The organism is Halobacillus sp. ABH2_015, assembly GCF_056158945.1.
This window is the reverse complement of the sequence record NZ_JBSWUG010000002.1, coordinates 2837089-2859937: the sequence shown is the minus strand read 5'-3', so window position 1 is coordinate 2859937 and position 22849 is coordinate 2837089. Positions and strand designations below refer to the sequence as shown.

Genomic DNA, 22849 nt, shown 5'->3' with positions numbered 1-22849 from the left:
GTGTTGTTATTTAACATATGAGCTCCTATCACCCCTTTCTGTCATGGAATTTGTAGGAGGCGGCCTTGGGAATGACTCCCTTTCCGTGGAGTACCGTGAGCCTCCTCAGTCAGCGCCTTCAGGGGTCTCATGATGTACCTTCATGCCACAGGGGTCCCGCCATTCCCAAGGCCGCCTCTTCAAAGAAGGGTAGTTAGAAAGGACATAACCGAAGTCCGAGGAGGCTTATCGTTCCTCGCGGAAAGCGGACGGTTTCCCCTGCCATCCCATGCTCTGAGTAACCAACGGACCGGAACCCTAATTCCAGACGGAGACGATTTAGTAATCGTTTAAATATCAACAACAGACTTTAACAGAGCTATCTAAAAAAAGTGATTTTCTTTGATTTATAAAAGAAAATCACTCTTTTTTTCTTTTGAAACAGTAAGAATATCAAACAAAGGCCTAAAAAAAAGGTATAAAATTGAAGCGGAGCATAGTGAATTAAAGCTCAGACCCAAAGATGAGGTTGCCTCATCTTACATGGAATATTTTATCCATGCAATCCGCATTTTTACTTTACCTTTGACAAACCCTCAGTTTTTAAGAGGCCTTCTTCCCGGCGCGGTCTTTTTTTATGGAACGTGGACTTCCGCAGCTTCCAGTGGACCACGGCCATCATGACAAGGACGCCGGTCCAGTCTTTAGCGATGTCGATCACGGAGAACGACCGGCCGGGGGTGAACCATTGGTGACACTCATCCACGACCCCGTACGTCATACTGAATATCCCGGCGGCGATGCTTGTCCATTGGGTCAATCTCCCATAAACACACAGGGCCGTGATGATCCATGCATATAATAGAGCGAACTCTATTACATGCATGGCTTCAAGAAGTGTCCCTAAGGTTACAGCCATGATAGGATCCATCCTTTCACAACGGATATCGAATAGCTGGACTGAATCCAAATAGCAGCCATATAGAGAATAGGAAGCAGGACGACGGTTATTTTTTTCAACATGTAATCAACTCCTCCCTGCTAGCAGTTTCGGGGGAAAACAGGAGTTTTATACAAAAAGCAATTGTCATAATTGGTAGATTTTTTATATAATGGTTGTTAGATTGCTTGAAAAAATTGGAGGAACGAGAATGAGCCGCGTACAAGAAAAAAAGAAAAAGAGAGGCCGTTGGTGGAAAATCCCCCTGCTGTTTGTCAGTATCCTTATTGTAGCTGGAGGGGTTTATCTATTTACGGTCTATAATGGGGCCAAAGCGACGGTCGATAAAAAAATGAATGAAGAGGTCGCATCGATTGATCATGAATTGACGGAAAAGAAAGTCCAGGATAAAGAGCCGTTGAATATCCTTCTGCTCGGAGTAGATGAACGCTCTAATGATTCCGGTCGGTCCGACGCTTTAATGGTTCTTTCTCTTGATCCTGATAACAACCGAAGCCAGATTGTCAGTATTCCAAGAGATACACGGACAGAGATGGTCGGGGACTCCAGCCATAATGGAGAGCAGGATAAAATCAACCACGCCTACGCTTTTGGCGGGACGGATATGGCCATTCAGACGGTAGAGAATTTCCTCGACATCGATCTGGATTATTATGTTCGGATGAATATGGAAGGCCTTGCTGAAATGGTCGATGCTGTGGGCGGCATCACTGTCCAGAATTCCCTCGACTGGCAGGGGAGCAACGGTTACCATTATAAAAAAGGAGAGCTGAACCTGGACGGGGAGGAAACCCTCGGATATGTCCGCATGAGATATGAAGATCCACAAGGGGACGCCGGCCGTAACGAACGCCAGCGTGAAGTCATCCAGGGTGTGATTGAAAAAGGAGCAAGCTTTGGCTCTGTCAATAAAATCGGGGACATGCTTGATGTGCTTGGTGGGAATGTTACGACCAATATGGACTTTACGGTTATGAAGGATCTGATGTTGAATTACGGCAGCGCCCGCAAAAACATGACAACCTATCAGATGACCGGAAGTGGTACAAGAATAGACGGCATCTATTATCTGCTGGTTTCAGAGGATGAAGTGGATAAAGTCCGTTCACAGATTCAGGGATATCAATCCTAAATAAAAAAGCGCCCCTTTCCGGGGGCGCTTTTTTGCCTGTGAAAACAGGACCTGTCATTTAGTAAGTCTGTCCGATTTCAGGGTGGTCACATGCCGCATACACGCTGAAAAAGTTTATCCCTCGATACGCAGCTGCTGGCGGGCGAAGTCCTGATAAAGAGCATGTGTGGCGAAGAGCTCTTCGTGAGTGCCGACACCTGTAACTTCACCTTTTTCCAGAAAGACAATCCGGTCGGCATCAACAATGGTCGATAACCGGTGTGCAATCACAAGCGTTGTCCGGCCCTTCATCAAGTTTTTCAATGCGTGCTGCACCACGACTTCAGACTGACTGTCCAGGCTGGAGGTGGCTTCATCAAGCATTAAAATCTCCGGATCTCTCAGCAGGGCACGGGCAATGGCAATCCGTTGACGCTGGCCTCCGGATAATTTGATCCCACGCTCTCCGACTTCTGTATCATATCCATGGGCGAGTTCGTTGATAAAGGGATGGGCATAAGCCATTTCAGCGGCCTGGATCACTTTCTCCCGTGTCACTTCCTCCTCCAATCCGTAGGTGAGGTTCTCCATAATGGTGCCTGCATAAATCGGACTGTCCTGGGATACATAGCCGAGTTTTTTTCTCCACGATTTTAGTGCATAATGGCTGATCGATTCCCTTCCGTACAGGATTTCCCCGGACGCTGGCTTGTAAAATTGCTCAATCAGCGAAAACATCGTTGTTTTTCCACTCCCACTTGGACCCACGACTGCCGTTACTTGTCCTTTTTCAGCAGTGAAGGAGACCTCTTTTAAAATCGGTTCATCCGGCTGGTAGTGAAACGATACATGCCGGACAGCCAGGTTCTGGTGGTCAGGTACGTTACAAGTTCCTTTTTCCAGCTCTTCTTCATCCAGTTCAAGAATGGTCAGCACTTTCTCTGTCGCTCCAATTGTTTTCTGGAACTGGGTCACAAACACGACCATCTGGGTGATCGGCATGATAATCTGAAACAGGTAGATGAAAAAGGCAGCCAGTTCACCAGCTGTCATCGCTCCGGAACTCACTCTTATGCCGCCAAATCCGATAATCAAAACAAGCACGACAATAATTAACGAGGACACAAGAGGGGACATCAGAGCCTGGATAACGCCCTCGCGAACGCCGAGACGGTACAGCTTCCGAATATCCCTCCGGCCGTTGTTCCATTCCATCGTCTCTGCGTTCGATGCTTTCACAAGTCTGATTTCAGAAATCACCCGCGTGAGGTGGGCGGAAAATCCGGCGGTTCCTGCCTGCAGGTTCCGTGATATCTCGGCCATTTTCCGTCCGACAGGGATCAGAAACAGCAGGGATAAGGGAATAATGGAAAACATCACAAGGGTCAGAGGCCAGTCCAGGTAAAACAAAATTATGACAGCGCCAACGACTGAAATCACACCTGTAATAAAGCCGGTGAAATGCTCGGTAATCAGATTTTTTATGACACCGGTATCGTTGGTCATCCGGCTGACCGCATCCCCGGTTTCATGTTCATCATAATAACTGACGGGGAGCACAAGCAGTTTCTTCCACAATCGCTCCCGGAGCGAAGCAATGATGTGCTGCCCTACTTTTGCCAGTACATAAACAGAGACGCCGCCGGCCAGAGCCTGAATGAAGAAAGCAGCAATGATGCCGATGATGACGCCTGTACTCAGCTGACTGACATCAAAGTTGTCGATCAGCCGGCTGGCGAGCAGGGGAATGGCGAGGCTGGCCATCGTAGTCAGCAGACTGAGCCCTATTCCGATGCTGAATAACAGCCTTGGGGGCTGGGTGGTGCGGATGAGGGTGATGAGTTGTTTCCATTTTGGTTTCATATAAGAGAGTCCTTTCAAAACGTAGTCAGGCTTGTTTCATTATAAACGAAAGATCCCTTCTTTATAAAAAGGATGTCATGAATTTAAAGGAATTTTATTCCTGAAACGAGAATTATCGAATAATGGATAATAGTTCTGTCCGGAGGAGGAGTCATTTGAATAAGAAAACGGTTCTTATGGTTGTCGGTCTTTCATTTATTACAACGGTTGTCGTTTATTTGGCGATGATGTACATATTCTCCGGCTCTGCGGATCATGAAAGAAAAGGGTTCGTAAATGCAGCAGATTTTGGAGCGGTCGCCGGGGATGAAAAAGATGATGCCGGGTCTATTCAAAAAGCTGTGGATTACAGTGCTGAGCATAACATCAGCACGGTAAAAATCACAGGTGCAGAGCGTTACAGGGTAGAGAGTGGGATCACCATCAAACAAGGAGTCGAAATAGAGTTTGACCATCATACCATAGTGGAAGTGGCCGGCGATTATACGGTTTTCACGTTGGAGAAAAATGCTTCCATCACTAATGGGGTCATAGAAATTTCAGACCCTGCCTTCCGCTCGGATGTCCTTGCTCTGGATGGAAAAGAACAGTTTTGGTCCTGGGAGACGACAAAGGTCCAGGGGCTCACCCTGATCAATACAAGTGGTGAAAACTTAGGGACAGGGATCAACGTCACGGCGGATCAAACGGATGAATATGTGAGCTTTGTTGATTTTGATTCTGTGACCATTATAGGGTTTAACAGGGGTATTTACTTAAGAGCTGAGCCTTCGGATGAGGAACCCAACTTTGTAAACGGAAACCGGTTTACGGATATGACCCTGGAAGATTGTGTGGAATGTATCGTTATGGAAGGAGCTGTAACCGTTCCTAATGAGGTATCCGGCAACCAGTTCACCAATATGCAGATCCAGCCGACAGAGAAAACGGAGTCGATCATGATTGTGTCGGGAACGAACAACTATTTTCAAGGCATGATTTGGGATGTTCAACTGCTTTCCAGCAATCAACCGTTAACCCTTACCGATCAATCGAGCGGGAATACAATCAAGACGAATTTAGATGCCCCATATATCCTGGATGATGGCACGGAAAACATCTATGAATAATGAATCAAACGCTAAGAGAACGCCTGGTCCTCCCTTAATGGGATGAGCAGGTGTTTTTTTGTTCTCATTAAAGAACAAAAACAGAGATAATGGAAGATATAAACAGTAAAGAGCAGGTATATCCGTTTAAGTAGGAAATTTTAAAAGAATTTGCCGATTTATAAATTATAAAGAATGAATTATAATCAAGCCAAGTATTCTTAATAGAGAACAAAAAGTTCGTTATCGAATGAAAACAGGAAAAAAGGCAGGATGGGACGCGGTGTTTCTGAGACCACGAGGGTGAAGGAGGGGAAATCAGAGGGATAAAGGATAGGGAATAAAGCGACACATCTTTTTCTGGTGGAGGTCATTATGGAAGAAAACATGGATATTAAACGTTTCCTTGCTGTTCTTAAACGACGGATCGTGACGATTATTCTGGTAAGCAGCTGTTTGTTTCTTTTAGCCTGTGCGGTTACATTTTTCGTTATGAAGCCTACGTATGAATCGGTGGAAAACCTTGTTGTAGGGAAATTGAATAAGGAAGACTCGGAATACGGAGAATCCAAGGATTTGAGCATGCTTCTTGCTTCGACGATCGACATCGTTCAAAGTCCGAATGTTCTGAATGCGGTCAGTCGGGAATTCAATATTCCGTATGATGAATTGAAGGAACAGATTGTTGTGAAGAATTCCCAGGACTCTCAGGTTGTCAGTATTCTAGTGAGAGGCGAGGATCCGGAAGAGGTTAGTAAAATAGCTAACTATACGGCCTTGACCACCGTACAGAAAATGAATGATTTGTTTGAAGTGAAAGATATCCTCGTCCTCAATGAATCCTCCGGTGAAAACCGCGGGGAAGAGGTCGGAAGCCAGCTTGTTAATTTAGCTATCGGGCTTGTCGTTGGTTTGTTAGCAGGTATTGGAGGAGCGGTTGTGAAAGACCATCTGGATGGATCGATACAATCGGCTGCTCAAATAGAGAAGGAGATAGGCGTCAGGAGTCTCGGCGAGGTTAATCTCAGGAAAAAGATGCCGGGAAGAAAAATTCATAAGAAAAGAAGAGGGAAAGAGCCGCTGAGAGTCGTGGATGAAGAGAAAGCGAATAGAGGTGAAATGAGTGTTTAAAGCAGGTGAAAAAAACGCCAAGAACCTCTCAAAGGCTGTGTTGGATGAGCGCTATGTCAGTACCGAACAGATTCGGATGATCCAGCTGCGTGTTCAACACTTCATGGGGAAAGACACCGTCAACATCATGGTGACTTCGGCTGATGATAAAGTGGAAAAATCACTGCTTGCCGTCAAATTGTCCATGGCGATGGCAGAGCAGGGGAAAAAGGTTCTCCTTGTCGATATGGATACGGGAAAACCGAGTATTCACCGATGGTTTGGGGAAAGCAACCGCTCCGGTTGGGCCGAGGCTGTCTACGGTGGTAAAAAAGCTGGCGGGTTGATACAGGATACTATCCAGCCCGGCCTTTACACCCTGATGGCAGGGAACGGCAGATACGCTCTGCAGGATGTGCTGCTCCTTGTAGAGGTGAAACGGACAGCAGCTGAATGCCGGAAGAATTTCGATTTAGTCATTTACCATGCGCCGTCGTACAGGTCCTCTGCGGATGCCCAGCTGGTCGTTCACGAGTGTGATGGTGTGATTGTTACGGCGAAGACCGGTAAAACGAAAGCGGCAGACCTCCTGTTAACGAGGAAGGAAATAGAGAAAGCAGGGAATCAGGTGTTTGGTGTTATTTTACAGACAGGCAGATAAATCGGAGAGGGGGATGGGCAGTGAATACAAAGAAAAATTCCATTATGACCAACATTGCGCACCTCTTTTACAGTACGATCCTGTCGAGTCTGTTGAATGCCGGAGCCCTTATAGTCCTTGCCTCCTATCTCCAATCCTATCATTATGGATTATTCAGTGTGACGCTGGCTTTCGCCATGATCATGGGATACTTCACGGATGCAGGTTTAAGCGGTGTTGTCCTTCGTGAAGGAGCAAAAGAAAAAGTGGATCAGAATGTTCTGGTGACCTCTTTTATCAAGCTGCGGATCCTTCTGTTGTTCCTTACTTTCCTGCTGGGGCTGACGATAGTCTACCTTATGAACAGGGATCATTCGGAGCTGCTGCTTACAGCAGTCGTTTTGATTCTGCCCATGGTGAGCGGTTTAGCCATGCAGAGTATCGGAACGACATTCTTCCAAATGAGAGAGAAAATGCATATGAGCGGTATGATCCGGATGACATCTGCCTTCTGCCTGGTGACCTCCATGAGCATCGGCATTTTGCTGGAACTTCCGCCTCTCTGGATGACGGCTCTTTACGGCAGCTCTTATTTAACGGCTGGACTGCTGAGTATCATTCTTGTCTTAAGGCATGTACGTATTCGATTTACCCTTCCCTTTCATAAAGGGTTGATGAAGAACTTAGGGGCCTTTACTTTGGGAGGATTGTTGTTCGTCATGCTTCCTCACTTGGGGCCGATCCTTTTGGAAAAGACGATTCCGCTCGCTGCCGTCGGCTTGTTTGCCGTCGCCTACCGGATTCCACAGGCTCTGCAGCAGGTGCCGTTTATCGTAGCGGGGGCCTATTATCCGGTGTTATTTAAAGCGTATCAAAGGAATAACGCGGGGGAACACCTGCATCTGCATGTGACGCAGATTAAAATTATGAGTCTCGCTGGAATGATGATGACGATCCCTTTCTTCTATCTATCTCCTTTTATCGTAGAGCTTTTGTTTGGTTCGCAATGGGCCGGCGCTGCGCTGCCGTTGAAGATTATGTCGTTGATGCTCACGGTGCAGGCGGTGAATATAGCTGTTGCCGATGGCTTGACGACGATGGAAAAACAGACCTCAAGGACCATTGTACAATTGATTGCCGTCCTCATTGGGGCAGGCTTATATACGGGTTTAAGCTTGTCCTTTGGTGTGACAGGAGCAGCCTGGGCCGGCGTCAGTATTGAAGTGGTGGCGTTGACGGGATTTTGGATTTGTTCACCGGTACGTGCTGTTATATTGAAAAAGTCTATTTTTCCGTATCTTTCCTACTTCATCGTCACGCTGGTGGTGCTGGAACGGCTGGCTTTACCGTCATTTTTCAACGCGGCCATTCATCTTCTTCTGGTCATGGCACTGCCTGTTATGGATGGCGATCTTCGCTTAAAGATGATCAAGATGGGCGGAAAGGTATGGAGTGGGTATGCAAAAAGAAGGATGAAAGAGGAAGTGAATCATGGATCATAATCTGACGGAACCTTCCAAGGGACATGTGAAAACCATATTCTTCCTTATTCTCTTTGTCACTTTTGCAAACTTTTATTTGTATATAGGTTTCGCCTTGAAACCTTATATGCTTTTCTGTTTTTTATATTTGGTTTTTTCCATGAAATTCTTCCGTTTGTACCCGGTGCAGCTTTTTGAAAGTGCCCTCTTCTGTTTTTATCTGTGCTATGCCTTTTCTGGAGTGTTTGCTTTATATCCGATGTCCAGCGTGAGAATATCTGTCGGCATATTCATCTATCTTGTATGCTATTTCATTATGAAATCCGTTCTGGGACGGGCGCAGACAGGGGCGGTCCATAAAGGATTGGCTTGGACCGGTGTCATCTTCAACCTATGCAGCCTTCTCTTCTATGTGGCCGGCATGCAGAAAGCAGGGTTCAATTTTGACAGGGAAGGAGAGAGGATTACCGCCTATGGCTTAATGATTGATCGGGACTACCCTCGTTTGATCGGTCTGCTGCAGGATCCCAATTTCTTTGTCTTTTATAATACGCTCTTTTTTGCTTTCTATTTGTGTAACCCCAGAGGGCTGCTCAATAAAACGGGTTTGCTATTGTGTATTACGGCCAACATTCTCACATTTTCGCGCGGGGGCCTGCTGGTTATGCTTGTCCTGTTCCTGATTTACGGGGTCATCCATCATCCGCTGAAGCAGTTGAAGATGATCCTCGGTGCGGGATTGTCCATGGCATTTCTCTCCTACGTGCTCGTTATTTACTTCAAATTCGATTTGTATGGAATCCTGGAATCCCGCATGGAAGATTTCGGCGAAGATGGCGGAAGCGGACGTTTTGAATTATGGGGTAAAGCGTGGGGGTATTTTGAGAATCATATCGTGACAGGGGTCGGCGCCTTTAATTTCCCGGACTACAATGCGTACGAGTACGGGGAAGCCTTATCTGTCCATAATACATTTCTGGATATAATATCAGAGTCCGGGCTGCCGGGCATCTTCCTGTATCTCCTGTTTATCCTTTTGCTGTTTTATCAACTCGTCCAGAAAAAGGTGTACAAAGACCGCCCCTATCTATTCCTGACGTTTATAGGACTGCTGCTTCAAATGGCCTTTTTATCCGTAATTATTAATGACATGTTCTTCTTATACCTGGCTTTGGTTTCCACTTATCTGCACAAAAGGACAAATGCAGCTGTAAATGAGCGAGGCGAGAGCCCTGTAAATCGGAGAGCTTCCTAAATGGAGGGATGGAAATGAACGTATTGTTGCTGACGGACAAGTTGATCGTCGGTGGAGCAGAAACCTACTTTTGTAAGCTGGAAAATCATTTAACTCACAGGAATCTGACCTTCTATTACGGAGCTGCGGGGGGAGAGCTTCAAAGCCGCCTCCTTCATCAAGATAAGTATGTAAAGTTGACAAGATACTCTCACAGGCGGAATTATAGGATACTTTCGCGCTTCATTAAGAAGCATTCGATCAAGGTCATCCACGCGAACAGTCTGCGCATGCTGGGATACGGGATCTTATTGAAGCATTTCTGTAAGTGGGATATCCAATTGATCTATACGAAACACAATGTCACCATTCTCGAAAAAAAGATGCCATTTCTTTTCAGAAAACTTTTAAACGCGTATGTAAAACGGATCATTACAGTAAGTCAGTTTGAAAGGGATTCGCTGGTTATGCTCGGGGTCAACCCTCAACGGATTCAGACGATCCATAACGGAGTTGATCTTCAACAGTTCCCTTTTAAAAAAGCCGGACAAGCATCCCCCATCCATGTAGGCATTCTTGCACGTCTATCAGATGAAAAGAACCACGAACTGTTCATTGAAATAGCAGAAAAAATGAAGGATGAAAAGCAGTTCCGTTTTTTCATCGGAGGTGACGGGCCTGGGAAGGACCATCTGCAGCAGTTGATTACCCGGAAACGTTTAGATGATCAGGTGGTCATGTGTGGAGAAATCGAGCATCCGGAAGCCTTCATTAAAGAGATGGATGTGATGCTGGTCACTTCGAAAAGAGAAGTCTTTCCAATGGTTGTGATTGAGTCGATGGCTGTCGGTACCCCGGTGGTATCCATCGACCGCGGTGGAATCAAGGAAGCGGTGACCGATGGTGTGACAGGTTACTTGATCCCACGGCACTCGGCGGACTTGTTCAAGGAAAAAATTACGCAGTTGTTTTCCAATCCCAGGCTGCAGAATCACATCGTAAAAAACTCAAGGGAGCGGGTGGAACAGGATTTTTCCCTTGACCAAATGGTTGAAAAAACACTCCGGGAATACTTGTTCATCACAGAAGGAACAAAAAAATTTTCGCCTGTCGTTCTTAATAAAGAATAAAAATTCTCTAAGGTGAAGGTGGGTAAAGCATGGATATCATGACTCAATATGGATGGTTCGTTACAGCGGTTTGCTTTAGTGCTGCCCTTCTCGTTTTCGGACTGGTGTTGTATATCAAGTCAGCGGTTTTCCAGGTGCCTCATGTCTTAAGGACTCTTCCTTTGAAGCCCATAGGACTGATCATGGGGGCTGTCGTTCTCTTCCTGTTAAATATAAGCGTATTAACGGAAGCTCCTTCTCTGTCGAACGTTCAACTCGTGCTGTTTACGCTCGTGCTCCAGACAGGTGTGCTTCTCCTGCTTCTTCCTGTTTTTGGATCGACAGGAAAGCCGAGAAAGCACACCCGTGTCCTCTTTATTGGCGAGGATCCCTTTTCAGCTGGACATTTCTTTCATGAAAACACCAGGAACGAACTGATTTATTTTTTGAAAGATGCTGATGAATCCTTTTTCAACCGTCAGAAGGACGGCTTTGACCGAGTGGTCATCGATCATATGATTCCCTCGAATCAGAAGGTAGCACTGACCAACCTTGCTTTGAAGTATGACAAAGATATTTTTATCATTCCTGAGCTTTATGACCTTGGCGTTCATCAGGCGAAGACAGGATATGCCGGTGATTTACTGGTTTTTACGATTAAACCCTTTCATATGACAACGCTCCAGAAGCTCTTGAAAAGGGGGATGGATCTCTTATTATCTGCATCCTTCCTTCTAATGACAAGCCCTGTCCTTGCGGTGTTGACCATCCTCATCCCGATCACTTCCAAAGGACCTGCTTTTTATAAGCAGGAAAGGCTGGGGATGAATGAAAGACCTTTTTCCATATATAAGTTCAGAAGTATGGTGGTGGATGCCGAGAAGCACAGCGGCCCGGTGCTTGCCCAGGATAAGGATCCACGGATTACACCAGTGGGGGCCTTCTTACGGGCGACCCGGCTGGATGAACTGCCTCAGCTTTTCAATGTGCTCAAAGGAGATATGAGTCTTATTGGTCCAAGGCCGGAGCGGGATTATTTCGTCAAACAGTTCAAGAAAGAAAACGAGGAGTATGGTTACCGTTTTAAAGTGAAGCCGGGAATAACCGGGCTGGCACAAGTGTATGGGAAGTACACGACCTCTCCTCTTAATAAGCTGCGCTTTGATCTGACCTACGTGAGGAAATACAGTATTCTGCTGGACATCAAGGTATTACTCCTGACAATCAGAGTCATTTTCCAGCGTGATCAAGCTCGAGGTGTGGAAGTCACAGACGCGAAAATGAAGCGCATTGAAAAAAAGCAAGCGATCCATTAATAGGAGGTTGAGACATGATGAGCAAGGATAGGGTTAGTATCATTACGCCTGCCTACCATGCTGCAGGGCATATTATGGAGACCATTCGAACGGTTCAGAAACAGACCTATACCGATTGGGAAATGATTATCGTCGATGACTGCTCCAAAGATGGGACTGTATCCATAGTGAAAAGAGAGCAGGAAAAAGACGATCGAATCCGGTTGATCTGCCTGCATGAAAACAAAGGCCCTGCCTACGCCAGGAATCGGGCGATTGAATCAGCCCGGGGAAGATATCTCGCTTTCTTAGACAGCGATGATTTATGGATGCCCGAGAAGTTGGAAAAGCAGCTTTCTTTTATGAAAGCCAAGCATGCCGCTTTTACCTTTACCGCCTATAAAATGATGAAGGAAAGCGGTGAAAAAACAAACCTTATTTTCAAGGCACCAATGGAAGTCCGCTACAAAGATCTTTTGAAAAACACTTCCATTGGAACACTGACGGTGATGCTGGACCGCCGCAGGTTCGGATCGATCCGTATGCCTCTTTACAGAGATTGCTCAGAAGATTACGGCTTATGGCTGATGCTGTTATCCTCAGGAGCAACGGCTTATGGATTCGATGAGCCACTCGCCTTCTACAGGAAGTGCAGCGATTCTTTGTCCAGCAACAAATGGAAGTCTGCAAAAAAGACGTGGAATACGTACAGGAAAGTGAAAGGGATCGATAGTGTGCGTTCACTCTGGTATTTTATGAATTATACGGTTCATGGAGTGAAAAAGCACTTTCGTCCTGTGTAAGCAGGCACCTCAGAGTAGGGAGATGGCAGACATGAAAAATCAAAGCAGACACAGACTGGGATCTATATAGTTTTCCCGTGTCGCTGCCATTCTTTTTGTTGTCATCGGTCCCAGCACCCATTTTTTATTCAGAGGCGGGATAGCAGTGGATGAATGGGGCTCTGTGGGAACGGACAGGAGGTTGATTTCTTCTTTGTGGTTACAAGGTTTATGATCGAATACTTATATCATCGTTAAGCCGGCGGGATTTCGCAGGCCTGCACCTTTCTCATGAAAAGGCGGATCCGAGTTTTTCCGTTTTACGGGATATTTACAGCGACGGCTGTCATCATTGCTTATTTTTTTCCTGGTTTCGACGGGGTTTATTCTTCAAAAGAAATCTCCTTTTCCTTCTCTTTACTCCCTTCCTTTATAATCCTGAATTTTTGAAGCTTCTTTTGATCCTGTATGTTTTCTTTACTTGTTCTTTAAGTTCCATGTGCTCCATCACACTCGAATGATCATGGTTATGACCTTCAGTATCCTCTCCTCCTGTTTCGTATACAAATGATGCAGCGGCCACTTTCCATAGTATGGAAGAATTATGTGCTGGACAGGAACAAGTCCACGTTTCCAGCGGTACCTGCTCATGTAGAAAGGGTGTCGAGAAAGTTCTCGACACCCTTTTTCCATCCGTGGTATTCCGAATGTCTACCGTTGAGTGACAATCAACACGACATACGTACAGCTTTACTCGTAAATGAATAGATAACAACTATCTGCGGTATAGGGGCTTGTCCGCCTTAAAGCCATCCGGTATGCTTAAGTTTTTCAACAGCCAGTAAAGGAACGAGGTTATCAAAAATGTGTGTGTTTCCATCATGAATGGAGTATCCCCCGCGGTAACTCACATGATTGGAACGGAACGCTGTCATACGATCATACGCCTGCATGGCTAATTCTTTGTCTTTCAATTCGATGGCGTACATGATTAAAAAGCCGTACACAGCTGGAGATTCATAGTCGACTACGGGCTCATAATCAGAAGGGTTGTATCTTCCATAAAGAACACCGTCCTGTTCCATTTCTTCCTTAATAAAAGAAATCAAGGCATTGGAAGGAATCCCCAGCTGCAGCCGGTTATTGGCGGTAATCATCTGGTCGATCATGTTGATTTCTTCATCATAGGCAAAAGACCCCTTCGCAATGTCGTAGGTCTTAGGGTAGAAGGAGTTCTTCGTTTCTGCCTTTTCAAGTACGTCGATGGTCGTATCATAGACGTCCTGAGTGATATGCCCTTGCTGCCGGAGAAGTTCTATCCCTTCCACATCAATATAAGAAAGCGTGAGGGAGTGGGCTGTTCCTCCGCTGGACTGATCTGAATAATCGACAAGGGTGGACTGATACGTTAAGGACCGGCTGACATAGTTTCCTGCCTGTGCTGCGGCTTCTGTATATTTCGGTTTGTTCCATTGTTCTCCTGCAGCATAGAGGGCCTTTACGATTCTTAAATCATCCACTAGAGCATTCACAGGTACTTCAGGTTGTCCGGAAGAGTTAATCTTCCAATAGATCAACCCTTCCTCATCCATAAAGTAATCCAGAAGTAATTGAAACTGCTCTTCAAACAACGACTCATCCTCAGCTTCTACCGCATAGAGGAGAAGAAAACCCATCGACTCTGATAAGCTCTCCCTTCCCTGCACTTCGTCAGAATCAAGAGCTGTTTCCGGTTTCATATACGTGGCAGGTGTGTTGTTCTCGTTCGTTAAGGACGTCTTTAAAAAGGCAAGGGTATCCTGGTTGTCTTCATTTCCGTAAATGATTCTCCCTCCGATCATGACTAAGAGGATAACCAGCAGCCAGACCGCTGCCTTTTTTCCTCCTGCTTTAAGATGCTGAACGGTTTTCATTGGTCTGCTTACCTTGGAATCGCTGTGTTTTATACCATTTCACTTCCTGTTTGAACAGAATACGTTTCGCCTCAAGGAAGGAGGCGTAGACGACGAGAATGATCCAGAGCTGGGAGTAGGTGAAATACATAAACAGGACGACCGCAAAGTTTTTCCACGTGAGCTGCTCTCTTTCAAAGCTGAGGCTGAGTGTCACCTCTGTGACAAAAAGGAGGAAGCCCAGGACGAGAAGGACATAAGAAACCATTCCCATAGACAAGTTCAAATCCCAGAAAAGATTCAAAATGAAAATCGAGTGGGAAATCATCACCCCTCCGAAGAATAATAGATAGGTGAACAGGAAATAGACGAGGTCAATCACAATCTTCTTTTTCTCCAGCTTGTGAAGCGAGAACAGGTATTTGAAAATGACATACTCATTGCCACGCGCCCAGCGTGTCCGCTGTTTCCACCATACTTTCAATACTTCCGGCTCCTGTTCCCAGGTGATCGCCGCTGGGAAGAAGCGGATGTGGTAGCCCAGATTGTAGACCCGGAAACTCAGCTCGGTATCTTCGGATAAGGCTTTCTCATCCCATCCGCCAAGTTTTTCAAGGATCGACCTGCGGATCGCAAAGTTTGTTCCGGGGATGGTGGCCATTTTGAACCAGAACCATCTTCCGGCCTGCGCCAGCCATTGGAAGGTAATGGTCTCAATATTGATCAGGCGGGTAAGCAGGTTTTTGTTTCCGTTCGTGACCCGGAACTTACCGACGACGGCCCCGGCTTTGGCATCGTTCTCAATGCCGAGCGCCAGGTAGCGGACCGCGTCCGGCTCGGGGGTATTATCGGCATCATACACGACAATCACATCGCCGGTCGATTTCTTTAAACCCTGGTTCAACGCACCGGATTTACCTTTGCCGGCGTGCGGGGGTTTCGTATGAACCGCCTTGATTCTCGGGTATTTTTTGACGTAGGTATCAACGATTTCCCCTGTGGCATCACTGGAATTATCATTGATGACGATGACTTCAATTTTGTCTTCTGGATAATTGAGGTTCAGCATCGCCTTCATCGTTTCTTCAATCACCATTTCTTCATTGTGAGCCGGAATCAGAACACTCACAGAAGGATAGTGGAAGGGTTTCTTTTCCCACCGCTCTTTTGTACGGCGGTATTCAATGGAATGCCTGTAGCCTCCCTGCATAAGGAACATATGGTAGAACAACATGGCCCATATGAGGAAAAGGGACGTGTAGAGAAGAATGTCAGCCAACTTGATCACTCCGTTCGTTTCGTATTAAGCGTCTGTAGGAAATGAAAGTGTAAAAACAAAACAGCAGGACACTGACAGAACTGACTCCGACCATCGCCCACGTCACTTTATCCGCGGTATTCTGCACAAAATAGTTAAACAGCGTTTTGGAGTCTCTGAATAATTGGAACGTATTCTTATCTACATGCACTTGTCCGTCAACAGTGGTGATGACCACTTCATCTGACTGGACCGTTGTGTCTTCTTCTTTCAAGTCAATCCAATCAATACGCATTTCCTTCAGTCCACCCACCACTTCTTCCAGGCGCTCAGCTCCGAGGTAAGGGTGATAGAAGAAGGAGACCATGCCGTCTCTTACCAACAACTGCTGCTTTGCCTTCTGAACAATCTCTTCTGCTGCATGGTTGTTATCAGGTTCCACATAGCCTAATGTTTCGGGCAGAACCGTCATTCCATGAGTGAATGACGGGGAGGTGGTGTATGGAGCGCTGTCCATAACCTGCCAATTCTCGTCGGATAGCTGCATCTGCCCTACATACGTGGAAAAGAATTGGGAGGCTATTTCATATCCGTGCTGCGACATCGTGTAGTGAGGGGCCTCAAACGCAAGGGGGTACAGGCCGAATCCGGTGAGTTCCTGTATCCCTTTATTCAACTTAGTTTCTGTATACTCTTTTTCAAAAGCTTTCAGTTCTGCCATATAGTCTTGATAAGCTTCTCTTGTATGAAAATCATCTGGTCTTTTTATCGGGGTTGGATCACTGCCTTCTTTATAGACGGGGGTATTGTTCTCTACATCCCAAAATTCAAATCCTTCCCCTGTTTCAGAGGTACGGTACTGGTGGGTATACCCGTGAAGAACAACCGACCCACCATTCTCCTGCAGGTCTTTAATGACCTCAAGCGTTTCGGGATAATCTGAGAAGTGTGACCTTTTGCCTGTATCAGGATCCGTATATACAGGGATGACTGCCATCATAAAAGGAATATCGTTTTCAATGAGAACCTCGCCTGTTTCTTTTAATTTTTCAGGATCCACCAGCGGGTGAATATCTTCGAGGCGGATGTACCCTGGATGCTGTTCCTCGTAGGAGCTGTGATAGATTTCATGAAGGAGATCTCCGAACAGTGTAGAAACAGGGGAGATGACGTCAGGAGACGCCACAAAATAAGATCCATGCTCCTCCACTATTAATGGATGAGTTTTCTTTCCACCTTTTCCCCAGGCGAGCACCTGCATGTCTTTGGTCTCTGGAACGGTGAATAACGATTGAAGAGGGATCTTTATTTTATCTTTCTTATCTCCATCAAGGTACATATAGTTGAAGTTGGATAACTTCTTCGACGCTTCAAAGCTGAAATGATTGTTGAATTGCTTTTGATTATGACCGATCACAGTAAGGGTGCCATCGTAGGTGCCGATGGATTCCAGGAAGGAATCGGGAAGCTGTTCGCTCCGGCTGCCATAATAGAAGACGTGAGTGGTATCCTTCGTATCTTCCGGCTGGAAATCAGACACATGAACGAAATCGATGTTTTCTGTGAAATGACTCAAAAGCATGTCCAATTTGCGTTCGTCTTCGTCAATCTGACGGTTCAAGGATGAATAAACAACCAGTGTTTTTGTATCTTCTGCTTCAGCAGAAACCAGGCCTTTACTGGTGAACACCATCAGGAAAGCACATAAGACGATCAGGTATTTCTTCATGTTTGCACCTCTTTAAAGAATGTTTGTTTTTTATAAAGAACGAAAGGGTATATTAAAACTCATCTTCCCGTCGTTTTCTGATCGATATCATATACGACATACCGATGACTATACTTGAAAGACTGATCCCGGTAATAATGGGTAACCATTCCATAGTAAATGTAACCTCCCGTTTATTTAATGCAGGTGTTTCTGCGGGTTTTTCCACTTGCGGTTCTTTTTTGTCTTCCCCCAGCCACTCCTCTTCTTTTTGAGGATTCACCGGAAGCCCCTGCCACACGAGTCCAGGAATTGTGTTCAATTCCTGGATCATCTCCTTCAATCCGTCGACTCCCATATAAGGGTGGTAAAAAGCACTCATCACACTGTCTCTCGTAAACTGAAGGCGGGACGCCCGTTCCATCATATCGTCTATAGAAGAAGTGTTACCATCTTCCTGATATCGAAGAGTCTCTGGAATAAATGTCATGTTATTCAGCATATCAGGCTTGGTCAGTACCGGTGACTCTTCCATTACCATCCAATTGGAATCAGATAGCTGCACCTGTCCAATGTATATAGGGAAATAACGGGAAACCGTCCGATATCCCTCCTTCGTGAGGCTGTAGTGGGACGACTCAAATCCATAAGGGACCAGGTTGTGTGCAGCGAGTTGATGGATGCCTTTCTGCAGTTTATTGTTCAGCGTCTGTATGAGATTTTCTTCATTCATCTGCTCGTTTTCTTCTGGTGAAAACTCAAACCCGTCTCCGGACACTCCTTCCCCGTGTTGATCGGTATACCCATGCAGGACGATGACAGCTCCTTTATTCTGAATGGTCTGCAGAGCTTCAATAAGCTGGGGAGCATCCTCAAGGTAATAGGTTTCCCCTGCCTCCGGGTTTTTGTAAACGGGTGTGACCGATACCATAAAAGGGATATCCTGAGAGAATAAAAAATCGGCACAATCCATAAGCAGGGATGGATCGAGGGTCGGGTTAACATCTTCCAATCGTAGAAAACCAGGGTGGATCTCTGAATGGGGCATGCCGAAAATTTCATGAAACACTTCACTCAGTGCAATGGAATCTGAATAGGAGATATCGGTATCCCCGTAATAATAATGGGAGGATGCTTGAATGAGCAGGGGAAATGACGCCCCCTTGTATTCCCCATACAACCAGATTTTCCCGGCATCTGAAACCTCGATATCCAATACCTGCTGAGCTTCTGTAAGAGGGAGTTTCTCTTCTGTGAAGGGACCGGATAATTCGGTTGCCAACCGCTTACCCCCGGTATATTGATAAAAATCAAACCCTTCCAGCTGATCAGCATTATAGCCAAAAGCTGTCTTGATCCCATTGAATTGATCAATGGCTCTTCGAGTGGAGTTGGAAAGAGAACGCTGAACAGCTCCGAAATATAAAAGATGCGTTGTTTTTTCAAGATCTTCCGGTTTTAATTCTCCGGCATCCATCCATTCCTGCTTGGTTGTAAAATGACTGATGAGAAAATCAAGCTTCTGGATGTTCGGATCAGATTCCCCCTGATCTGACGAATAGACGACGGTTACAAAAGGCGGTTCTTTGATTCCTTGTTCCTCCTGGGCAGAGACAGCGAATGGAAATGCCAGGACTATCCATAGGAACAGGAGGATTTTTTGAGGCAATTCGACCTCCTCCCTCAGACGTATTCTTTATAAAGAACGTACAACAAATTACAAAAGATTACAAGAAGTATATCTGAAGATGGAAGATACTCTGGAATAATGAACATTTAGACTCATATTATATGGCTGCAGGTTCGCTCGTCCACACTCCACAGGGAATTTGAAAGCTATGGGAGCAGTTTAATCCTTATTATATGTCGTTTTTTCTGTATAGATAGTATCTCATATGTTCTCGATTGAGAAATAGGGATAAGAATACAGAACATATCTTTTTTTTGGAAATTCTATGAAATTTATCATTTCTACATTAAAACAAAAATGGAAGATATATAAAGTAATATAGAGATATAGACCTCTATAGTGGGGAAGATCCATAATTTAAGGAGAATGACGTTTAAAATAAAGCAAAATCCCCCTTTATTCCAGGAGGACGTCTGTATTATACTGGATATAGTTCTCAATAATGAACGTCCGGGGAAGCCTTCAGCTTCTTTTATTTTTTAGCCATTTGTTTCCTTTAAAGAAGGATTCTTCTATAAAACGCAGAGAGGTGAGAGGTATGATTGATTTGAACTGCAAAATCCTTCCGGGTACTGTTGATGGACCGGAGTCGATGCAGGGGAGCCTGGCGATGGCCCAAAAAGCTGCTGAACAGGGTGTAGAAACGATTGTAGCCGCTCCAAGATTCCATCCTGAGCAGAGTCCAAGAGCAGTTAAAAACCAATGCGAAGAGTTAAACAGGGAATTGTTCGATCAAGGGATTGAACTCCATATACTCCCAGGACATGAGGTGAAGATCTACGGTGAACTTGTCGATGATCTTAAAAATGGTTCCATTCTCCCGATGAATGAAAAGACCCCATACATTTACGTGGTGTTCTCTAACAAGGACGTCCCACATTATGCCAAGCAGGTTCTGTATGATATGCAGATGGAAGGGTTTATTCCTGTCATCGTTCATCCTGAACAGAATCAGGTGTTCCAGCAGCAGCCGGATCTGCTGTACCAATTTGTGAAAAATGGTGCCGTGACCCAAATTTCAGCGGCAAGCTTAGCGAATAAACAGGGAAAACCTTCCCAGAAGCTTGCGATGCAGATGATCCGTCATAATTTGGCGCATGTGGTTGCTTCCCATGCTGTAGATGATAAGAAAAGAGGCTCTTTCTTAAGGCAGGCGTATGATAAGGTTCAGAAATCATTTGGTTCTGATGTGATGTATCAGTTTATGGAGAATGCGCATGTACTCCTTGATGGGGAGATGGTTTATACTGATCCACCGGAACGGATGAAAACGAAAAAGACACTTGGGATTTTCCCATTTCAATCGTAAACGCTGGGTATCAAATCCAGCGTTTTCTTTATGCCTGATCAACGTCACGGTCCATAAGGATGGGTACAAAGTCAATATTTAAAAAAACTGCAGCCCCATGTAAACTAAAAGGAGGATACGGGCATCCGACTAGAACCAGTCCCGTATTCTCTACTACATAAAAAGGAGTACATATATGAACGGGAACTTCGTACGATCGATCATTGCAGCCGCAGTCTTCTTTATGATGTTCAGTTTAATGATTCCAGCGATCCATGCCGAGGAGGGAGAACAGGTTCACCTGATCGTAAAATATAAAGATAACGTCACCTCACAGTCAGGGGGGCAGTCTTTCCCGGTGGATGTAGTACCAGTTGATAAAGAACAAGTCGCTGAGAAACAAAAGGAACTGGCGAAGGATCCTGATGTGGAATACATTGAAACAGATGTGAAAGTGTATGCTCAGGGGGAAATTCCTGACGATCCCTATTACCTTAATCAGAAAGAGACTTTTGATGCTGTGAATGCGGAAGAAGCCTGGACGACTTATGCAAAGGTAAGAGGAAAGGACCCGGTCGTTGCGGTCATTGATTCCGGAGTGAGCCTCAAGCACCCGGATCTAAAGGGCAGATTAGTCGAGGGGACGAATATCCTCGAACCATCAGAGGACCCGGAAGATACCTTCGGCCATGGAACCCATGTTGCCGGTTTGATCGGTGCGGCTACAAATAATAATCTCGGCGTTTCATCCTTATCCACGGGAGATGTACAGATGATGCCTGTGAAAGTGATGGAGGCTAAGTCCGGGAATTTGTCCGACGTAATTGAAGGAATTGACTACGCTGTAGAACAAGGCGTAGATATCATCAACCTAAGCCTTGGAACGTATGTCTACCGGACAGCACTGGCCGATGCCATTGCATTTGCTCAACAGGAAGGCGTCCTCGTCGTGGCTGCCGCTGGGAACGATGATCGCGAAAAAGCGTTGTACCCCGCGGCTTTGGATCCGGTGATTTCTGTCGGAAGTTATGACCTCGAAGAAAAAGAAAAAGCTTCTTTTTCCAATTATGGCCCTGAAGTTGATGTCATCACTCCGGGAACAGACCTTTATAGTACCTACCTGGACAATGGGTATACGAGCATGGGGGGAACAAGCATGTCCTCCGGTCATGTGAGTGGTCTTGCGGCCTTAGTTGAAAACCACGCTCCTTATTTAAAGGCTGGACAGGTGCAGCGGTTGATTGTCAATGCAGCAGAACCTGCTTCCAGTACGTACGAGCTTGGAGAAGGGATGATTGATGCCGGGAAAACGCTTGACCAGGTTCGGGATTATCGACGGATATCTGGAGCGACTTCCGTTGAAACGTCGACAGCCATTTCTGAAAAAGGATGGGACGCTCTACAAGAAGAGACGTTGACCATCGACGGAAAAAAGGAGCAGGGGAAATTCGTGATTCTCGCTACAGGAAAGGATTTTCCTGATAGTCTGGCTGCATCACCGCTTGCTTCTTATCTGGACAGCCCTGTTCTCTTAGAACGCCGCAGTGAACTCTCCCTGTCGATTAAAGATGAATTGAAGCGGTTGGACGCGACCGACGTCATCATTATCGGAGGAGAAGTGGCCGTTCCTTCTGGAGTGGAGGACGATGTTGAAAAATCAGGCTATGACGTCCACAGGATTAAGGGAGCGGACAGGTATGAGACGGCTGTAGCTGTCAATGAATCCATTCCTTATGATACAAACAAAGGTTTCGTTGTTTCAGGTCAGGAATTCCCTGATGCTTTATCGGCATCGGCGTACAGCGGAATAAAGCAGTATCCGATTTTATATGTGAAGCAGGGTGAAATTCCAGAGGCTGTCCAAACATATATGGAAGAAGAAGGCATTACAAAGAATTATATTGTCGGTGGGACCCAGCCAATTTCTGAAAAGGTCGCCACAGCCCTTCCCGATGCCAATCCACTAAGGGTTTCAGGGAAAAATCGATATGAGACGAACAAGGCGATGCACCAGACCTTTGGCTCTCCTTCTGCCGGTACGCTCTATTTTACAACTGGACAGAACTTCCCGGACGCGATGGCAGCTGCTCCTCTGGCCGTGAAAACGGAAAGTCCGGTTATTTTGACGAACGAGAGGTATGCACCTGTAACAGCTGAAAGCATCCGGAGGTTCGATGAACGTTCCAGTTATTACATGATTGGAGGGACGCAGCCTGTACCTGCAGAGCATGCGTGGGAAATCGATGATATTTTTTACCGGTAATTTATAATAGGAAGAAAGTCGGTTTTTCTTTGGAGGAATAAGTTCCTCCTGCAGTTTCTTTCGTAGGACAAAGGTACGGGAGGGAATTCGGAAATCT

General features: G+C 45.8%; 17 protein-coding genes. 11 read left to right on the top strand and 6 right to left on the bottom strand.

Annotated elements, in window-relative coordinates:
- Positions 1–553 precede the first annotated feature (553 nt).
- Positions 554–898 (bottom strand): VanZ family protein, encoded by a 345-nt coding sequence (locus tag ACXAD6_RS15025; RefSeq protein WP_474969565.1) that lies wholly within the window; start codon positions 896–898, stop codon positions 554–556.
- A 232-nt stretch (positions 899–1130) separates the two neighbouring features.
- Here ACXAD6_RS15025 and ACXAD6_RS15020 point away from each other — a divergent pair, with 232 nt between their 5' ends.
- On the top strand, positions 1131–2072 hold the full coding sequence (locus ACXAD6_RS15020) for an LCP family glycopolymer transferase (protein WP_474969564.1): 942 nt from the start codon (positions 1131–1133) through the stop codon (positions 2070–2072).
- Positions 2073–2186: 114 nt separating this feature from the next.
- On the opposite strand, the gene ACXAD6_RS15015 is transcribed toward ACXAD6_RS15020, so the two are convergent.
- The gene (locus ACXAD6_RS15015) at positions 2187–3914 is read right to left on the bottom strand and encodes an ABC transporter ATP-binding protein (RefSeq protein ID WP_474969563.1); all 1728 of its coding nucleotides are present in this window, start codon (positions 3912–3914) and stop codon (positions 2187–2189) included.
- A gap of 155 nt (positions 3915–4069) precedes the next feature.
- Between ACXAD6_RS15015 and ACXAD6_RS15010 the strand changes: the two genes are divergently transcribed.
- From ACXAD6_RS15010 to ACXAD6_RS14975, 8 genes are all read left to right on the top strand, one after another.
- Positions 4070–5023, top strand: a complete 954-nt coding sequence (locus ACXAD6_RS15010; protein ID WP_474969562.1) for a hypothetical protein — start codon at positions 4070–4072, stop codon at positions 5021–5023.
- Positions 5024–5377: 354 nt separating this feature from the next.
- Complete coding sequence (locus ACXAD6_RS15005; RefSeq protein WP_474969561.1) at positions 5378–6133, top strand: YveK family protein; 756 nt, start codon at positions 5378–5380, stop codon at positions 6131–6133.
- Positions 6126–6773 (top strand): CpsD/CapB family tyrosine-protein kinase, encoded by a 648-nt coding sequence (locus ACXAD6_RS15000; RefSeq protein WP_474969560.1) that lies wholly within the window; start codon positions 6126–6128, stop codon positions 6771–6773. The genes ACXAD6_RS15005 and ACXAD6_RS15000 overlap by 8 nt, the downstream gene beginning before the upstream one ends.
- 20 nt (positions 6774–6793) lie before the next feature.
- Entirely contained in the window at positions 6794–8254 is a 1461-nt protein-coding gene (locus ACXAD6_RS14995) for an oligosaccharide flippase family protein (protein WP_474969559.1), read from the top strand.
- Between the two features lie 238 nt (positions 8255–8492).
- Positions 8493–9488, top strand: a complete 996-nt coding sequence (locus ACXAD6_RS14990; protein ID WP_474969558.1) for an O-antigen ligase family protein — start codon at positions 8493–8495, stop codon at positions 9486–9488.
- A 14-nt stretch (positions 9489–9502) separates the two neighbouring features.
- Positions 9503–10597, top strand: a complete 1095-nt coding sequence (locus tag ACXAD6_RS14985; RefSeq protein WP_474969557.1) for a glycosyltransferase family 4 protein — start codon at positions 9503–9505, stop codon at positions 10595–10597.
- Positions 10598–10626: 29 nt separating this feature from the next.
- Positions 10627–11892: a sugar transferase gene (locus ACXAD6_RS14980; protein ID WP_474969556.1), complete on the top strand. Its 1266-nt coding sequence runs from the start codon at positions 10627–10629 to the stop codon at positions 11890–11892.
- 14 nt (positions 11893–11906) lie between these two features.
- Positions 11907–12674 (top strand): glycosyltransferase family 2 protein, encoded by a 768-nt coding sequence (locus ACXAD6_RS14975; RefSeq protein ID WP_474969555.1) that lies wholly within the window; start codon positions 11907–11909, stop codon positions 12672–12674.
- Between the two features lie 782 nt (positions 12675–13456).
- Here the strand turns inward: ACXAD6_RS14975 and ACXAD6_RS14970 are convergent.
- Genes ACXAD6_RS14970 through ACXAD6_RS14955 form a run of 4 tightly spaced genes read right to left on the bottom strand, consistent with a single transcriptional unit; the run spans position 13457 to position 19180 of the window.
- The gene (locus ACXAD6_RS14970) at positions 13457–14566 is read right to left on the bottom strand and encodes a glycosyl hydrolase family 8 (protein ID WP_474969554.1); all 1110 of its coding nucleotides are present in this window, start codon (positions 14564–14566) and stop codon (positions 13457–13459) included.
- Positions 14544–15824 carry a glycosyltransferase family 2 protein gene (locus ACXAD6_RS14965; protein ID WP_474970436.1) on the bottom strand — a complete coding sequence of 427 codons (1281 nt, stop codon included), beginning with the start codon at positions 15822–15824 and terminating at the stop codon, positions 14544–14546. Before ACXAD6_RS14965 ends, ACXAD6_RS14970 begins: the two co-directional genes overlap by 23 nt.
- Complete coding sequence (locus ACXAD6_RS14960) at positions 15817–17532, bottom strand: DUF2334 domain-containing protein (protein WP_474969553.1); 1716 nt, start codon at positions 17530–17532, stop codon at positions 15817–15819. Before ACXAD6_RS14960 ends, ACXAD6_RS14965 begins: the two co-directional genes overlap by 8 nt.
- Positions 17533–17584: 52 nt before the next feature.
- A complete protein-coding gene (locus ACXAD6_RS14955; protein WP_474969552.1) occupies positions 17585–19180 on the bottom strand; it encodes a DUF2334 domain-containing protein in 1596 nt (531 codons plus the stop codon).
- Between the two features lie 559 nt (positions 19181–19739).
- Here ACXAD6_RS14955 and ACXAD6_RS14950 point away from each other — a divergent pair.
- Positions 19740–20510, top strand: coding sequence for a tyrosine-protein phosphatase (locus ACXAD6_RS14950; protein ID WP_474969551.1), 771 nt, complete (start codon positions 19740–19742; stop codon positions 20508–20510).
- A 175-nt stretch (positions 20511–20685) separates the two neighbouring features.
- Positions 20686–22752, top strand: coding sequence for a S8 family serine peptidase (locus ACXAD6_RS14945; protein ID WP_474969550.1), 2067 nt, complete (start codon positions 20686–20688; stop codon positions 22750–22752).
- Positions 22753–22849 lie beyond the last annotated feature (97 nt).

Excerpts from the sequence above, each read along its gene's own strand:
- ACXAD6_RS15025 (WP_474969565.1), bottom strand. The coding sequence starts at position 898 with ATGGCTGTAACCTTAGGGACACTTCTTGAAGCCATGCATGTAATAGAG.
- ACXAD6_RS15020 (WP_474969564.1), top strand. The coding sequence starts at position 1,131 with ATGAGCCGCGTACAAGAAAAAAAGAAAAAGAGAGGCCGTTGGTGGAAA.
- ACXAD6_RS15015 (WP_474969563.1), bottom strand. The coding sequence starts at position 3,914 with ATGAAACCAAAATGGAAACAACTCATCACCCTCATCCGCACCACCCAG.
- ACXAD6_RS15005 (WP_474969561.1), top strand. The coding sequence starts at position 5,378 with ATGGAAGAAAACATGGATATTAAACGTTTCCTTGCTGTTCTTAAACGA.
- ACXAD6_RS14990 (WP_474969558.1), top strand. The coding sequence starts at position 8,493 with ATGTCCAGCGTGAGAATATCTGTCGGCATATTCATCTATCTTGTATGC.
- ACXAD6_RS14985 (WP_474969557.1), top strand. The coding sequence starts at position 9,503 with ATGAACGTATTGTTGCTGACGGACAAGTTGATCGTCGGTGGAGCAGAA.
- ACXAD6_RS14980 (WP_474969556.1), top strand. The coding sequence starts at position 10,627 with ATGGATATCATGACTCAATATGGATGGTTCGTTACAGCGGTTTGCTTT.
- ACXAD6_RS14975 (WP_474969555.1), top strand. The coding sequence starts at position 11,907 with ATGATGAGCAAGGATAGGGTTAGTATCATTACGCCTGCCTACCATGCT.
- ACXAD6_RS14970 (WP_474969554.1), bottom strand. The coding sequence starts at position 14,566 with ATGAAAACCGTTCAGCATCTTAAAGCAGGAGGAAAAAAGGCAGCGGTC.
- ACXAD6_RS14960 (WP_474969553.1), bottom strand. The coding sequence starts at position 17,532 with ATGAAGAAATACCTGATCGTCTTATGTGCTTTCCTGATGGTGTTCACC.
- ACXAD6_RS14950 (WP_474969551.1), top strand. The coding sequence starts at position 19,740 with ATGATTGATTTGAACTGCAAAATCCTTCCGGGTACTGTTGATGGACCG.
- ACXAD6_RS14945 (WP_474969550.1), top strand. The coding sequence starts at position 20,686 with ATGAACGGGAACTTCGTACGATCGATCATTGCAGCCGCAGTCTTCTTT.